Source organism: Terrimonas sp. (assembly GCF_003075435.1).
Taxonomy (GTDB): domain Bacteria; phylum Bacteroidota; class Bacteroidia; order Chitinophagales; family Chitinophagaceae; genus Agriterribacter.
Genome location: NZ_QCZJ01000035.1, coordinates 19,672 through 35,321, shown reverse-complemented (window position 1 = coordinate 35,321; position 15,650 = coordinate 19,672). Strand labels below are relative to the sequence as shown.

At 39.4% G+C, this 15,650-nt stretch carries 19 protein-coding genes; all 19 read right to left on the bottom strand.

The features are described 5' to 3' along the window. Positions 1-147 precede the first annotated feature (147 nt). The 19 genes from DC498_RS23410 to DC498_RS23320 all read right to left on the bottom strand — a co-directional run bounded on the left by DC498_RS23410 (position 148) and on the right by DC498_RS23320 (position 15,640). A complete protein-coding gene (locus tag DC498_RS23410) occupies positions 148-579 on the bottom strand; it encodes an RrF2 family transcriptional regulator (protein WP_116876583.1) in 432 nt (143 codons plus the stop codon). Positions 580-788: 209 nt separating this feature from the next. After that, the gene (locus DC498_RS23405; RefSeq protein ID WP_116876582.1) at positions 789-1,115 is read right to left on the bottom strand and encodes a metal-sulfur cluster assembly factor; all 327 of its coding nucleotides are present in this window, start codon (positions 1,113-1,115) and stop codon (positions 789-791) included. Beyond that, positions 1,112-2,380 carry a hypothetical protein gene (locus DC498_RS23400; RefSeq protein ID WP_116876581.1) on the bottom strand — a complete coding sequence of 423 codons (1,269 nt, stop codon included), beginning with the start codon at positions 2,378-2,380 and terminating at the stop codon, positions 1,112-1,114. Before DC498_RS23400 ends, DC498_RS23405 begins: the two co-directional genes overlap by 4 nt. A gap of 28 nt (positions 2,381-2,408) precedes the next feature. After that, positions 2,409-3,242 (bottom strand): DUF2249 domain-containing protein, encoded by an 834-nt coding sequence (locus DC498_RS23395; RefSeq protein ID WP_116876580.1) that lies wholly within the window; start codon positions 3,240-3,242, stop codon positions 2,409-2,411. Positions 3,243-3,284: 42 nt separating this feature from the next. Further along, the gene (locus DC498_RS23390) at positions 3,285-4,220 is read right to left on the bottom strand and encodes a DUF542 domain-containing protein (RefSeq protein WP_116876579.1); all 936 of its coding nucleotides are present in this window, start codon (positions 4,218-4,220) and stop codon (positions 3,285-3,287) included. A gap of 376 nt (positions 4,221-4,596) precedes the next feature. Then, positions 4,597-4,959: an ApeI family dehydratase gene (locus tag DC498_RS23385; RefSeq protein WP_116876578.1), complete on the bottom strand. Its 363-nt coding sequence runs from the start codon at positions 4,957-4,959 to the stop codon at positions 4,597-4,599. After that, positions 4,949-5,572 carry a hypothetical protein gene (locus tag DC498_RS23380; RefSeq protein ID WP_116876577.1) on the bottom strand — a complete coding sequence of 208 codons (624 nt, stop codon included), beginning with the start codon at positions 5,570-5,572 and terminating at the stop codon, positions 4,949-4,951. The genes DC498_RS23385 and DC498_RS23380 overlap by 11 nt, the downstream gene beginning before the upstream one ends. Next, entirely contained in the window at positions 5,550-6,185 is a 636-nt protein-coding gene (locus DC498_RS23375) for a LolA family protein (protein ID WP_116876576.1), read from the bottom strand. The genes DC498_RS23380 and DC498_RS23375 overlap by 23 nt, the downstream gene beginning before the upstream one ends. Beyond that, positions 6,178-6,951: a polysaccharide deacetylase family protein gene (locus DC498_RS23370; protein WP_116876575.1), complete on the bottom strand. Its 774-nt coding sequence runs from the start codon at positions 6,949-6,951 to the stop codon at positions 6,178-6,180. The genes DC498_RS23375 and DC498_RS23370 overlap by 8 nt, the downstream gene beginning before the upstream one ends. Beyond that, on the bottom strand, positions 6,945-7,982 hold the full coding sequence (locus DC498_RS23365; protein ID WP_116876574.1) for a beta-ketoacyl synthase chain length factor: 1,038 nt from the start codon (positions 7,980-7,982) through the stop codon (positions 6,945-6,947). Before DC498_RS23365 ends, DC498_RS23370 begins: the two co-directional genes overlap by 7 nt. Then, positions 7,982-9,187 carry a beta-ketoacyl-[acyl-carrier-protein] synthase family protein gene (locus tag DC498_RS23360; RefSeq protein ID WP_116876573.1) on the bottom strand — a complete coding sequence of 402 codons (1,206 nt, stop codon included), beginning with the start codon at positions 9,185-9,187 and terminating at the stop codon, positions 7,982-7,984. Before DC498_RS23360 ends, DC498_RS23365 begins: the two co-directional genes overlap by 1 nt. Positions 9,188-9,317: 130 nt before the next feature. Next, complete coding sequence (locus DC498_RS23355) at positions 9,318-9,581, bottom strand: phosphopantetheine-binding protein (protein WP_116876572.1); 264 nt, start codon at positions 9,579-9,581, stop codon at positions 9,318-9,320. Further along, positions 9,562-10,212 carry a hypothetical protein gene (locus DC498_RS23350; RefSeq protein ID WP_206197732.1) on the bottom strand — a complete coding sequence of 217 codons (651 nt, stop codon included), beginning with the start codon at positions 10,210-10,212 and terminating at the stop codon, positions 9,562-9,564. Before DC498_RS23350 ends, DC498_RS23355 begins: the two co-directional genes overlap by 20 nt. Positions 10,213-10,347: 135 nt before the next feature. Next, positions 10,348-11,604: an NAD(P)/FAD-dependent oxidoreductase gene (locus DC498_RS23345; RefSeq protein WP_116876570.1), complete on the bottom strand. Its 1,257-nt coding sequence runs from the start codon at positions 11,602-11,604 to the stop codon at positions 10,348-10,350. Positions 11,605-11,795: 191 nt separating this feature from the next. Next, on the bottom strand, positions 11,796-12,866 hold the full coding sequence (locus DC498_RS23340) for a class I SAM-dependent methyltransferase (protein ID WP_116876569.1): 1,071 nt from the start codon (positions 12,864-12,866) through the stop codon (positions 11,796-11,798). A gap of 20 nt (positions 12,867-12,886) precedes the next feature. Continuing rightward, positions 12,887-14,020, bottom strand: coding sequence for a beta-ketoacyl-[acyl-carrier-protein] synthase family protein (locus DC498_RS23335; RefSeq protein ID WP_116876568.1), 1,134 nt, complete (start codon positions 14,018-14,020; stop codon positions 12,887-12,889). A 15-nt stretch (positions 14,021-14,035) separates the two neighbouring features. Then, complete coding sequence (locus DC498_RS23330; protein ID WP_116876567.1) at positions 14,036-14,461, bottom strand: acyl-CoA thioesterase; 426 nt, start codon at positions 14,459-14,461, stop codon at positions 14,036-14,038. 114 nt (positions 14,462-14,575) lie between these two features. Further along, complete coding sequence (locus tag DC498_RS23325) at positions 14,576-15,217, bottom strand: hypothetical protein (RefSeq protein ID WP_116876566.1); 642 nt, start codon at positions 15,215-15,217, stop codon at positions 14,576-14,578. Between the two features lie 9 nt (positions 15,218-15,226). Beyond that, on the bottom strand, positions 15,227-15,640 hold the full coding sequence (locus DC498_RS23320) for a 3-hydroxyacyl-ACP dehydratase (protein ID WP_240628084.1): 414 nt from the start codon (positions 15,638-15,640) through the stop codon (positions 15,227-15,229). Between the last annotated feature and the right edge of the window lie 10 nt (positions 15,641-15,650).

Sequence of the window (15,650 nt, the reverse complement as noted above, 5' to 3'; positions counted from 1 at the left end):
GTGAGCAGAGCTCAGGGTAAACCCGGAAGGCCTCATCTCCTGTCCATTTACGTTGCCGTATACTACCAAAAGGAGAAAGTTTATTATAAATCTCGATTTCATATTAAAGATATTAATACCTTTTTATCTTTTATTAGGTTAAAAAAATTATCGCTTAAGAAAAGCAAGGCTACTTTCAAGCGCTTCGGTAAATGCTCCTACTTTTGCCTTATCCAACATTACAAACAACTGCTTCCGTAATCTTTTAAACTCGTGATGTATAGGGCATGGCTCTGCCTCTGAACATTGTTTTAAGCCCAAACCACATCCCTGGAATACTTTATCGCCATCAATGGCTTTCACAACATCAGCTATTGACTGTTTCATAGAAACTTTATCCAGGTAAAACCCTCCATTAGGTCCCTTAGCAGACTGAACGATGCCCTTCCTGCTTAAATCCTGCAATATTTTAGCAATAAAATGTTCAGGAGAATCTATTCCCTTTGCTATCTCTTTTATCCCTACCCGCTCTCCTTCTTTTGTTTTCTGCGCTATAAATATTGTTGCTCTTATGGCGTATTCACATGTTTTTGAAAACATCTTTTCATTTTACTTATCAAACGTACATGAAATTTTTCATTCACAAAATACACAAAGGGTGAACAAAGAATTTCATCGGCGTTTCTCCTGGCTATAAAACAATAACAATTATTCAGGAGAAATTTACCGGTTAATTAAATATAAATCTTTTGTGATCATTCAAATTTTAATTCAGTTTAATTTTTTGTATACACTATAACAGCATACACTCAAACCCCCAATTGTGCCCGGCCTTCTTCTGTCAGCATTTCAAAATTCCACCTGGGCTCAAAAGTCAGGTTAATATTTATTGTACGCCCCGGAAATGCTATTTCCAGCGCATTGCGTACTCCGTTTGTTATTGCTTCCCCCATCGGACAATGAGGAGTTGATAATGTCATTGTTACTGTTATACTATTTTCCCCGTCAAAATCTATTTCATATATCAATCCAAGATCTATTACATTCACAAAAAGCTCCGGATCTATTACATTATATAAAGCCTGTTGCGCTTTAATCTTTTCGTTTGCATAAGGCTGCGACAATGAAACGATCATGACAAAAGCGTTTTTTTGTGCAACAATACCTTCATAACATTCAATAAATATATAGTTGCCAACAGCAGCCAGAATACAGACGCAACCTGTACAATAATTGTGTTATTCATTAATATACCTGCTGCAAGCAATACCATTGCTGCTATAAAGATGCGAAACTGCCATTGCACCAATCCTTCGCTGTACAGGTTTTTAGGAAGCGGTATTTTAGCTTTCCCGGAAAGATTTTTATAATGCCTGTTCCAAACAATAAATGGCAAGGTTTTAAATGTTTTTCCAAGAATGAGCCCTGTAATCCACCCCATAAATAAAAACGCTCCATATACAATACTCCAGCGGGGATCATTGGCATATAAAACAAAAGGCACCAGTAATATCGCAATAACAATGCCTAGGAATGAAAGAAATGTTTGCTTCATCTGGATATCAGCTTTTTTCCGTACCCGGTTACGAAATGCATCATAAAGATACAGCAACCAGCAGGTAATGCCTGCAGCAACAAGAACTGCGTAAACAAACATTCTTAATGCAGGCATTTCAAGAAAGTATCCATCAAACAAGAAAAGCAATAACCCTGCATTCTGAAGTATAAAAGCGTACAGCAGTAACTTTTCTTTATCTGATTTGCCAAGCAAAAACATCGGAACCAGTTTACTGCTTACACCGGTAATTAATTGAAGAAACCATCCTGCCAGGCCGGCATGGGCATGGAGCTTAAGAAGCTCGAGGTGATTTTTTGTAAAGAAGACATACCGGAGATTAATGGCAAGCAATAAACCAATTAAAGTAGTAAATAATAACCAGAAAGCAGAGGAAAAAATAAACACCCGTACAACAGAATAATGAATAAAAACACTGCCTGTAAATGCGGTATTAATGAAATAAGCTAAAGCAGACAATACAACCAGCACTCCCCCGCCGATCATTAACCAACCGGTCTGCATGTTCCAGAAAGCATAAGCAAGGAATATTATTCCTGCAGTTAAAAAATACCAGCTTACCGAGGCTAATACAGGGTTAAATAAATCACGTTCACAAATCACTGGCAATAATTGATGAGCTGCCCCCATAATGATCATTGTGCCCCATCCCAAAGCAGCCATGTGTACAATAGCCAGTAAATGAGGGTTAAAATGATGCTGTGTAAGGCTGCCCGGATCTGCCAACAATAAAAGACAAAGCAACCAAAAAACAAAGGCTCCCGTTGCATAAAAAGGGAGTATGACTTTATCAGGTGGAGCATTTCCTATATGAATGTTTGACATAACAATGATTACCTGTAACCAGAAAACTTTATGCTTTTTTGAATATTATCATTTTTACATTTCCTTCGGCAATAGCATGTATATGCACCTCATAATGTTTATCAGCAAGCTCTTCCAGTAAATATACAGGTACACGTTTATGATGCACATAGAGCATACTATCCTGAGGCAATTTATTCAACTCCTGCAATATAACCTGCATAGGCTGCGGCATCTCCAGGTGCCGGACATCAGTTTCTATTACCTGTTTTTCAGAAAACCGCTTATATATTGCTTCAAAAGAATTACTATCATCAGCTGCTACAGCAGCATTTGCCTCTTTTTTTGCAATTCCACCTTTATTTTTAAGAAAATAAGTGTGAAATTCATCAGGACTTATGGTTTCTACATAACTGCTTTCTACTTTTTCCTGTTCCAATAAATGAATCAGCGGGGTAGGTATAAAGCTGTTAATGATACACAATACCTCACCGGGAGCTACATCTTTAAGCCTGTTCAATATTTCTTTTAAAGGATCAGTACCTGATTCAATAACAGGACGGACATCGTATCTCGTAATACATGCTTCATTCGCCCGCTGCAGCCATTCCGGCTTATATTGCACTTCACTAATATCAATTGGCGACGGCTTGTAATTAAACCCCAGGGGAGTAAGTGCATTCACAATATCTTCAACTTTACATCCCCCCATTTTTGCAGCCTCCAGTATTGTTACGCGGGGCGCCATTATTTTCCTAAGGATGGGATTTTTTAAACGCTGAAAAGGTTTTGCTACGCCTGCAATAGCATTAATGCAGCTCTTATTTGCTTTTATTAATGCTGATATTTTAGTATCGTTGCTGAAGCTCATTATATTTTCCATATCTCATCCTGATTTACAAATATTTGTTGCGCAGGTTTATTATTATAAAGCAGCAGCTTTTGGAAATAAAATATTATTCTCCAGGTGCAGGCACTGCTTCAGATCCTCTTCCAGTTCCAGCAGTTTTTTATATAAATAGGTATAAGAATTACATGCTTCTTCCGGTAGGGTATACCCATTTGTTATTTTCCTGAAATATGCAAGATCTTCTGCTATAATATGATGTTCCTTTTGTAATAAAAGGATAGATTGTTGTATCAGCCCTTCCTCATACACTACCGGCAATGAGGGGTCTTTTTTTCTGCCGGTTTTCTGTCTTATTACCGGAAAAAAAGTCTTCTCTTCTTTATTGATATGCACCAGCAGGTTTTGAAAAAAAGCAGGAACAGATTGTAGTAACCGGTATAGCTCAGGGTGTTGGTTACCATGCCGGCCGGCAACTTTCTCTGTTAATCCGCAGATGGTTTCAATATTTTCCCTTATATATTGATAATGTGTATTGCTGATATAATCGGTTAAAAATTCCGGGGACCATTTTGCAAAATCCTGGGATGCAGTAAGCGGTTGATTGCCGGCATTTCCTAATGCGGTTTCTAATTCTTCTTCTGTTATTCCGGCCTCAGCGGTAGCCTGCGCCAGCGTTTTATTTCCACCACAGCTATAATCAATTCCCTTTGCCTTAAATATAGCAGCTTTACGCATATCCTTAGCCGCAATCTCTCCAATGGTTTCTTCTCCCGGTGTATTCAATAGCTTTGCTATTTTTACCTGCCACCTTTGAGGCCCCTGCAAAAGATATTCCCAGCTAAATATATTCCCACGTTCTCCGAGCAATTGATAATACAGTGGCTTGGGATCATGATCATTGTCAATTACAAAACTTTCGCCGCTATCTAAAGCATCAAAGTATTTAAAGATGGTAGGGTGTTTAAGTTTTGGCTCTATCCGGGTTACATCTAATATTTCTGCTGTGATCATAGTGTATTATTTAAAATGTATTCAGTAATGTGAATACAAAATTAAGGATAATAAAAATAATAAAAGACATTTTTATCTTTTATTATTTTTATGCTAAAAGCTGCATAAAACATTGAACAAGCTCTTCAGAAAATGGATAACCTGGAAATTACTGGGGTGCATTTCAGATTTTCGCGAATCGGGCAATCATATGCAGATGCCTCGTGCCTCGGCATGACAGCAGCAGTGCGTTGTTCAGCATTGATACAAATGTCTGGCAATGGTAACATAGTTCGGCATTGCACCGCAGTCTGTCACCCCGAGGCACGACGGGTCTGCTGTAGCAGTAGTACCTATATGCGAAAATTTGAAATGCGCCCAATTACTGAGTAATACTTCAGGATTGAAATATTCCTTTGAACTTTAAACAAATCCTGTCTTCTTTTGCAAGGGAAGCCGTTACGGATAGGCCATTTTCTTCTTCGGTATACTTTATTACCGCCTTAACAACAGCAGAATGATCAGGAATTATAACAGAGAGAAACTTTATATGATCGGCTGATTTTAGCTGAAGATTATAGTCCAAAGCTGTTTCAAGGATTTCTTTTATCATCTGCACCTGGCAAACGCCGGGCACTACCGGCTGACCGGGAAAATGTCCTTCAAATATTTTGTGCGCAGGATTCAATTGCAATTCAGCAATAATATTGTTATCCTCATTGCTGATTGATCTTGTATAAAAAAAATCATTATTGAGCATCTCTTTGCAGGCGTTTTAGCTGTATATCAAAATTAAAATTATAATGCCTTATTCCAATGCTATCCGGCACATTATCAGCTCCTGGCTTAATTAAAGCTTCTACTACTTTTTTACGTTTGCTGCCACGTTCCATACGTATTAAACTATCGCAGGCACCGTCGGTAATATAATAGTATATGTCCCTGCCATCCGGGAAAACATGATACAAACCCTGGCTTTCTTTTGCCGTATACGATTGCTGTGCATCAAGATGGCGCATCAATACCAGCTCAAAATCTTTGCGCAATGTTTTAATCACGGCTTTTTTATCCATCTGGTCGAAAACATAATACACTTTGAAGTCATCCTGCTCAAATCCAAAATCAAAAAATTTAAACCCTGCTTCATTGGAAAATACCATACGCACACTACTGTCGGGCATTGTTTTTATAATAAGCAAGCCGCTTAAATGTTTACCGATCACATCAACCTGTGTAGTATATAAAGCGGTTGCAAATGCAGGTTTAAACTTTTTTACACAAGAAGGATCTGCTTCCGTGCGCTGCAATGCTTTGTAGGAAGATGAACAGGCTGTGCAGTATAAAACTATACTAATGAATAGTAAATAACGCATCAGGAAGATTGGTATTCAGTTCACGATTCACAAAATTGATAACAGTATTATCACCCGAAGGCTCATGCATTTCAATTGCAGTAACGCCAAAGCTTTTCTTCTCAATGATCATGTTGATATTTTTGAAAAGCTTTTTCATATTCTTATCTACAGGTATGAGCTCCGCCAGATAGGTACTGCTATTTTCAAAAACCTTTACGGTAAAATCGCCACTCTGCAAAGCTTCGCCTTTTACGCAATCCACCATTATTTTATTGATCTGCTGAAACAGCTTGTTTGATTTTACAGATACCTTATTCTCCTTCTGGCTGTCTTTTACATATACATTCGTGCCATTTAATATCATGAGGTATTGAAAAGGTTGAGTATATTCCATGCGCACAAGGTTATCTTTTTTAAACCAGAATTTTCCTTTTGATGTGATTTTTTCGGCCAGTAAACTCAGGTTCTTTTCCTGCACAAAATCACTTTTAATAGCGTTTGTTTTTTTAGATGCTTCCGCGAACTGCACTTTAAAAGCGGCAGCGTCTGCCACAGGTTTGTAACCGGAATATTGCGCATTGGCAACAAGGCTAGACATCAATATATACCCTAATAAAAAAATGCTACGCATAAGGCTCCAAATTAAGCAATTTATCCAACCGCACAATATCGTACCCCATTTCCCTGGCTTGCTTAATGAACGCGGAAAGTATATCCAGCGTAGTTTTGCTGGTATCATGAAATAAAACCACGGCGCCGGGTTTTAACGAAGCCGTAACTTTTGCGAGTAATTTGCGGGCGTCTTTTACCACTGTATCCATAGAGCGTATATTCCAGCCAACTGTAATATACCTGCCCTGCTGTATGGCTTTTTTCAAATTCGGATTGGTAACACCATAAGGCGGGCGAAAAAGTTTAGGTTTTTTGCCAATAGTTTTTTCCATCACACTATTCATCATCTGCAGATCTTCATACATTTTTTTAGCAGAAAAAAGATCAAACCACAGATCATGCGAATAACTGTGATTACCGATAATATGCCCTTCTTCGTGTACCTGTTTCAGTAAGTCTTCGTTCTCTTTAATACGTTTGCCTATACAAAAAAAAGCTGCCTTCACTTCATGTTCTTTGAGTATCTGTAATATCTGTGGGGTATAATCTTTAGCAGGACCATCATCAAAACTGATAGCAATTTGTTTAAGCGGTGTGTTGGCAGAACTGATGGTTTTTACATAAAAGTTGGAGCGTACATTATAACTCCCATAGGCGAGTGCTGCCGCATACAGCACCAGCAGTATGGCAAACACATAATAGGAAAATCCGTAGAAAAAATGTATACCTATAAGCGCTATCAGCAGCACAACAAATATAGCGGTGATGGTATTGAATCTTAACATGCAGAAAGCAGGTATAATGAGTGATGAATAGTAAGATAATGATTATAGATCAATATTTTTCCGGGCGCTTTTATTTTTTTATGCGCGGGTATTTTACCCGTTTTCATAATATTGGCAGCCAGCCATAATGCAAAAGCCGGTGCTGTTGGATATTCGCCGCAAAAATGTTTGAAAGCTTGTGTTGCAGTATCATTAAACAATGTCTTCTTCATATCTGCATACCATTTATCATTAGCGGCATCTCCATTTTCGCCGGATACCAGCAAACCGATATCCCCTGCCCTGATATTATTTCTATGCAAAAAATCATTCACGAAACCAGCTACTTCCCCGGGTGAAGAAGGTTTATACAAAGTAGCCATATCATCCAGCTTTGCATAGCTGTTACCGGTAGTTTTTTTTGACAACAAAAAGAACCCTGCTCCTTCGCCCGCTATAGTTCCTTTTGAATGGTTGTTATACAAATCAAGATTAGAAAAAGCATGTTGTTTATATAAACCGAAACGGCTCAGTAATGTATGACTGGTATCTGTTATTTCATCCACACCACCAACCAATACATCTTCAACTGCATTTTCATGTAATAATGTTATAGCATCCAGCATAGCGCTTTCAAAGGAAAACCCACGATGCACAAATGTATTATTATAGTTATGGCATTTAAGCATCAACGCTATCTGTGCACCAACGGTATTATGGGTAGATTGAATAAATGCTGTAGGTGTAAGCAGTTCTTCTTTATTCTCTACCATTTTAGATAAAAACAATTCCGTATCGGCAAGACAACCATAAGCTGTTCCGGTTATAATTGCACCGGGGCTTTGTACATCTGCCTGATGTAAACAATCTTTCGCTGTTGCAACGCCCATTTTAATAATACGGCTCATGCGCCTTATTATGCGTGCATCAAATAATTTGGTATAATCAGGCTCTGCACAATTCAACCTGTTGCTATTATAGGATGCCGGTGATTGCAGTATCTGCTCAAACGAAACCTGGGGTGATATGGCTGCGGCCGCTTTAATATACATTATGCCTGCAGTTTTGAAAAAATGAGTGAAGAACAATTACCGCCAAAGCCAAATGAGTTTGACAGCACATGATTTACTTTTTCTCCTTTGCGGAAAATGGTTTCAGGAGCAAAAGGCAGCGCTGCCATCTGCGTTTCAAAACGGAGATTGGGATAAATCAGTCCATACTGTAATGCCAGTACAGAAAACACCGCTTCAATACCACCGCTTGCACCAAGTGTATGCCCTGTAAATGATTTGGTTGAGCTCATCTTCGGATACTTACCTTCAAACAATAATTTAATGGCTGTGCCTTCAGCTATATCGTTATTCTGTGTGCCTGTGCCATGAAGGTTAATATAATCAATATCAGCAGGGTTTAGCCCGCTTTGTTCAAGTGCTCCTTTCATAGCAAGATAAGAACCTGTTCCATCAGGTGAAGATGCAGTTTGATGATATGCATCATTGGCATTACAATACCCGCTTAATGTGCAAACAGGATTTTGCTTTAACGTTTGTACTACTTTTTCAGAAACCAGCACAACATATCCTGCCCCTTCACCCAAATTCAGTCCACGCCGGTTTTCATCAAAAGGCTGGCAATACTGCTGATCAAGTATCATCAATGTATTAAAGCCATTGAGGGTGAATTTTGTGAGCGAATCCGTGCCACCGGCTATAGCAATATCCAGGATATTTTGTTTGATAAGTCTTGCAGCATAGAACACCGCGTTGGCCGAAGATGAACAGGCTGTACTTATTGTAGATACATAATTTTTTATACCAAGCACATCAGCCACCAGTTCTGTCGCAGCGCCACATTCATGATGTACCAGGTTTCTTAATCTTCCTTTTTGTGGATCACTTAAAAAATCCGTGAAAAAATCTTCTGTTTTATCCATCCCGCCTACTGTGTTGGCAGAGATAAAGCCACTGCGTAAACCTTTGAGGCTTTCCAGTCCCGCGTTTTGTATTGCTGCTTTTGCAGCAATAGCGGAAAGCAATGCCGTGCGGCTGATATGTGCAGGCATTCCTGCAAGTGCTGCCAGCGCTTCATTATTCATCTTTACCTCAGCTACCGGCAACTTTTCTTTATGAGCAGAAGAAAGATATTCCATTTTTGCCATACCGGCTTTTCCATTTTCAAGTGCAGCAAGATTCTCCTGCACATTGTTGCCAATGGCAGATATTACGCCTGCACCTGTAATAAAAACCGGTTTAGTCAAGAAGATTTGAAATTTGAAATTTGAGATATTTGTGGTTTATGGTTTGTTGTTTATGGTTAGAGGTTTCGTAAACTACAAACCACAAACGCAAAACCCTTTCCCTTCTACCCTACTTACACCTTCTACCTCACTACACCGTTTTCGGTTGATGCTCCGTAATATATTGTGCCATTGTCCTTACTGAACGGAACACGCTTTGTCCTTCTTCAGCACTGGCAAGCTTAATTTTATATTCCTGCTGAAGTAATACGATCAGTTCAAGAGCATCAATAGAATCCAGTCCAAGTCCCTCAACAAATAAAGGCTGGTCATCACCAATATCCTCAGGTTTTAAATCTTTCAGGTTTAACTGTTCAATGATCTGTCGCTTCAGATCAGCCATTAACTTTTCCATTTGCTAACTCGTATATTTTATTAATATGTTCAGTTTCCCACGGCAAAGATCGTTCTGTTGAGCGATTTTCCACCAAATAAAGTACAGCCTTATATGACCCTCCTAAAAAATCTACCCAGCCTGCAATACAGCAATCTATTGTTTTTCTTTTAAACAGATCGTTTACATAAAACTCCAGCCATGCCGCATCAAAATCTTCAGACACAAAAAAAGCATTTTCTCCTTTTAAACCATGCCTGATGCTGATTTCGCCGATCACAATATTAGGCAAAGTATACACAAATTGGGCAGGGCTTGGTATATTTTTCACTGTTTCAAAATAAGCAATGTCCGCATCAAGGCTTGCATTGGCATTACTCAGCACAACACCCGCTCCTGCTTTTCCATATTCTTCCGCAACATTCCTGTTTTGCAACAATATTTCCGTAGCTAAAAAGCCAAGCTTACACAGATTATCCATTTTATAATATTTTGGATAATCAGCCTGCAGATACTTGTATAAAGAAAGAAGGAACTCTTGCGGAGATAATGATTGCTCCTCAAACAAAACAGTACCGTCTTTTGAAGCGGCATTACCTGAAATAGTGCTATATGTGGTGATGTGTTGCAATGGACAATAGTGAATAGGCAATGGCTGCAAGATTGCAAGTTACGGGTTTCAGGTTACAGGTACCTAAACTAAAAACATATTGCTAAATAGTGAGCTGGTGTATGTACTTGCAACCTTAAACCTGTAACTTCTTAGCCGCTATACCTTCCACCACGCTTATTTCATTCCTCCTGCTCTTAAATCATCTCTCATTTTAATAATGCGCGCCAATTTATGCAGTGCGGTGGTATGATCTTTTACATAGGGATTTGTGGTATCCCAAACATATCCTGCCAGCACTGAACAAATCTGGCTTTTGATCAAAGGATCCTGATCGTCTGCAAAGAAGATAGTATCCAGTGTGCCTTCGTACCATGCCATTACATATGAGCGGAATGTATTTACACCCTGCAACATAATATCCATATATGATGCATTCCAATCTATTGTTTCGCCTTTCAGTTTTCTTACCACAAGTTTTCCTGCCAGTTGGCTTGAAACCGTTGCCAATGTAACGCCTGATGAAAATACCGGGTCAAGAAACTCGGTAACATTGCCTGTAAGCACAAAACCATCTCCATAAAATTTATCTGTGGTGGCAGACCATGACTCTAATGTTCTTGGCTGGAATACCAGTTCAACATCTTTAAATCTTTCAGCAATATCTTTTTCACCTGCAAGCATTGCCCGGTATTTTTCTTCGTCCGTTCCTTCAAAACCATCAAAAAACTCCCTGTCGCCCACAAAGCCAACCGATGTAATGCCGTTAGAAAATGGTATGATCCATATCCATACACCTTTTTTATGCACTACAATCGTAATACGGTTCGGCTCGTCTGCCATTGAACGCTTTTTATCAATAGTATGTGCAAACAATGCTTTACGTGGCGGAAGATTGGAAGGACGCTCCATGTTGAACAGCTTTGGTATCACTCTTCCGTAGCCACTTCCGTCTATAATAAATCTTGCTTCAATATGTTTCTTATTGCCGTTGTTATCTTCAACCGTTGTTACGGATCTTCCGTCATCATTAAAAACAATACCGGTAACGGTAGTTTCATATTCAACCGGTACGCCCATCTTTTCAACTTCCGTAGCAAGCGTATTATCAAAATCTGCACGGGGAACCTGCCATGTCCATTTCCAGCCCTGTGTAAACTGGTCTGCAAACTGGTAATCACATACCTTACCATTCTTAACAAACTTGGCTCCGTTTTTTTCCTGGAACCCCCTTGCCTTCACCGCATCAAGGAATTTAGCTTCTTCCAATGCCTCCATACATCGGGGCAGCAAACTTTCCCCTATTACAAAGCGGGGAAATTTTAATTTTTCTACTATCCTTACTTTGTAGCCTTCCTGGTGAACGATAGATGCGGCAACGGTTCCGGAAGGCCCCGCACCAATTACCAGTACATCTGTTTTTTCTGTTTGCATATATTTAGTTTAAAGAGATTAGCGGTGAGCATTGGGCTTTGAGCGGTCAGCGATTAACAGTTTGCTATTGGCCGATGCCAGGTCAACATCTCACATCATACCTGATAGCTTTAAGCAATTAACTGAAAACCCGCTGCTCATAGCTCACTGCTGATAGCTGACTGCTGATACCTGACTGCTGACCGCTACCCCTATTTCCTCTTCCTGCATTTCAGCAATGTATGACTAAGCCCGATATTATCAACCTGCTCCACAATTTCAAAACCCGCGTCATATATACATTGCTTAAAAACTTTTGAATCATACATCTGGCTGTTACCATTTGCCAGTGCTGTAAAATAAATGGATGTTTGCTGCAGGCAGAATGCTGCGGTTTCGAAACGCTGTGTATCCCAGAATGCTTCCAGGATAAGCACATAGCCATTTTCATCTATGGCATTTGCGCAACGTTTCAATATTGACACAATTTCCTCTTCAGAAAAACAATCCAGGAACTGGCTCATCCAGATGGCATCAAATCCCTTTGGAAAAGGCTGGGATTCATCCAATATGTTTACAGGGTGAAATGATACCCGGTCAGAAAGCCCGAGTTCTTCCATTTTCTTTTTCGCCATTTCCAGTTGGCCCGGCAAATCCATTATGGTAACATGTATATCATCGGCATGTTTTGCAGAAGCAATGGCCCACTTCCCGGTATTACCTCCAATTTCAAGCAGGTTCTTAATGCCATCTTTATATACATGCTTAATCACCAAAGGAAAAGCGATGTCTGAAAAGAAATGATCAAAGCCAAACCAGCTTTTCTGAATATGTGGTGGCAGTTGAGACAAACCCTCATACACCGTTGCCCAATTACCGAGTTCCTTCAAGCCTTCGGGTTTACCGGTTTCAATACTTTTATCAAGATGAAATAAGCCCTTATAACATACATCATGCACAAAATCCATATTTACTTTGGTCAATGGGTCGTGCAGTATAAAATAACCTGTTTTTGTAATAGTATACCTGCCATCATTCAGCAGTATCAAACCAATGCCTAAACAAGATTCAAGCAATACCCTTACGCCATAACGCGATACACCGGTTTTCTCAATGATCTCTTCAATAGTTAAACCATTGCTGGCGCTATCTTCAATAGCTTTTAAAATACCGTTATCTCTAACCACTTTTGCCACCTGGAAAACCACGGGTCCGAATGCAATAAATTGAGCGAGATGCTTAGCTTCTAGTGCTGTCTTAGTATCTTTTGTATAAAATTCCATGAAAACGTTCTGTTATCTTTTTATATGTTTATTTTTTTCAAAACTATTGCCGCATTACAGCCGCCGAAGCCAGAGGCAGTTTTAAGGCATGCATTATATATTCCCTGCTTCAATTGCCTGTTCACATTAACGGGTTTGGTTGTGCCTGGTGTATCAAAGCCGGGAGTGGGTAAAACTACGTTTTCTTTTAAAGATAAAACAGAGGCAACTGTTTCTATCAATCCTGCAGCGCCAAGCGTATGTCCATAATATCCTTTCAGGCTATTCAACGGTACATCCTGCAAGCCTGCAAGGTTAAAGGCCCTGGCTTCCATTTCATCATTATACATTGTGGCTGTGCCGTGTGCCGAAATAAAATCAACCTCTGTAGCATCAATCCCTGATTCCTGCATGCTCTGCTGTATTACCTGGTACAATTCTTCGCCGGTTCTTGAGGGACCTGAAATATGATTGGCGTCATTGCTTACAGCACCACCATTGAGCACTATAGCTTCTTTTCCTTTGGGTTTTTGGGAAGAAAGAATAATAGTGGCTGCTGCTTCGCCCAAGTTAATACCGGTGCGGTTCGCATCAAAAGGTTTACAAGCCTGGTTACTGATGGCATGAAAAGACTGGAAACCGGAAAGTATAAATTGCGTGATGATATCCGCGCCGGCAACAATTACATGATCATATTTGCCTGACTGAATCATGCGCATGCCTGTGATCAATGCAACCAATCCTGAAATACAGGCATGAGAAACAATTATGGGTTTATTGACGACCTTAAAGTGTTCCGCAATAAGTTTTGCAGATACAGGCAGGGACATCCTTTTCACCAGCGCTTCGTTCTGCGTACTGGTTTCAAGCAAACTGATATTGCCTTTGGTAGAGGAAATAATTAAACCTGTTCTTTCATCAGCGGGATTAATATTTGTCAGCGACAATGCATCACTTACAGATGCTATCAGCAACTGTTCAAATTTCGTGTATACATTATCGCTTACAAAACTTTCTTCCGGAAACAATGAGGCAAAAAAAGGCTCAGGAGAAAAGCGCGGTATATTATGCTGTTGTATACCGGATCTGCCTTCTTTCAATAAGGTGAAATTATCCAGCGCGGTACCAGCAATCGGAGAAACAATATTTTCAGCAATAATATAAACCGGGTTCATTAGTCTGGTTAAAAATTATATCAGTCCATTTTGCGCTTTCCATTCTTCAAAAAAATCCGGATTAGTTAGTTGCAATACCGAATTTTCTTTTTCTAAAAACACCTGCACAGAAGAACCTGTAGCTACAACCTGTTTGGTTCCGGCATTAAATAGCCTGTATTCAAATTTTAATTTAGCCGCATCGCAGGGAACAAAAGTCGTTTCCACGATCACTCTTTCACCATATTTTAAAGAACGTTTATAATCACATTGAATACTTACAATGGGTATGACATAGCCTTTTTTGTAAAAATCAAGATAACCAATACCATGCTCATTGCCAAAGGCTTCACGGCCATCTTCAAAATAACGAACATAGTGCCCGTGCCACACTATACCCAACGGATCTGCTTCATTAAACCTGACATTTATTTCAATCCTGCCGGATAAGGTCTTTTGCATTTATAAATTATTCTTTCGTGTGACTGAACGCTTTTAAAAGGGCACTAAATTAAATGAAAAAGTGAAAGATGCCTGTAAATCTTTCACTTTCGCATTTTAAAAGTATATATAATATCAATTGGCTGCCTTCCACTCTTTGTATTTCGATTTTTTTATATCAGCAAGTACTTCGTATATTGTTTTAGCCCAATAGTTTCTAAAACCAAAACCAGCAGCTTTAGCCGTCATCCTTTCAGTAAGCAATACCTTACGGCTCGACAAATCGATCAGCGTAACGTACATTGAGGCTTCTGCGCTTGCTTTATTCATGCTTTCCATAATAAACATTAGGCCGATGCCTTTTTTACCACCAAAGTCATAACTTTTAACTATCACATCAATATCCGCTTTTTTCAGGTGTACCGCATCAGAGCCTGACTCAACCAGCTTTTCAGCATCAATTTTTGCATTTTTTGCATTCACCAACGCGATATCATTATTAACAGTAGTTTTTGAAAATGCTTTCTGGAAATCATATTTCTTGGGTTCATTAATAATTACCTGGTTAATGGCCGGGAACTGCCTGTCTCTTATGTCCATGTTGTTCACTGCAACCTCATTTAAAATTTTGGCCCTGGTAAAATCAACGCCGAGGTAAGTAAGAGGCACCTCAGAAGAATTGAAGAACTCTTTAAGTGACTGGGCTGAGACTTGCTGAACGCCTGCAACCAGTACTATAAAAAGCAAAAGCAGTGATGATTTGAGTATACGTTTCATATTGTATATTTATTTATCAGGTTGAATAAAAATTTTCATTTCACATTGTGCTACTGGTTTTTGCCTGCAGGTTATTTTGCCGGAAATAAGCGCAACATTCAATACCTGGTTCTTTACAGTAATTTCCGTTTCAAGTATATCGTTAACTGAAGGAAGTGCAAATACCTCCAACTGTTGTACTGCCCCGATAAAGCCTACCGGCACGGGTTCATTTTTTTTACTGCACAGATAACCCGTATGAGCTGCTGCAGTTTGAGCTATATTCTCCACCAAAGCCGGTTCGCCTAAAAACCCATTGTTCATAAAAATATTATCCGCATCAACAAGAAATTTTGTTGTACAAGCCTGTGCATCTGCCTTAATAATTTCACTAACCATTACAAATGGCGGCCGTTGGGGAATGAAGGATAATATATCACTCATAACAGTTATT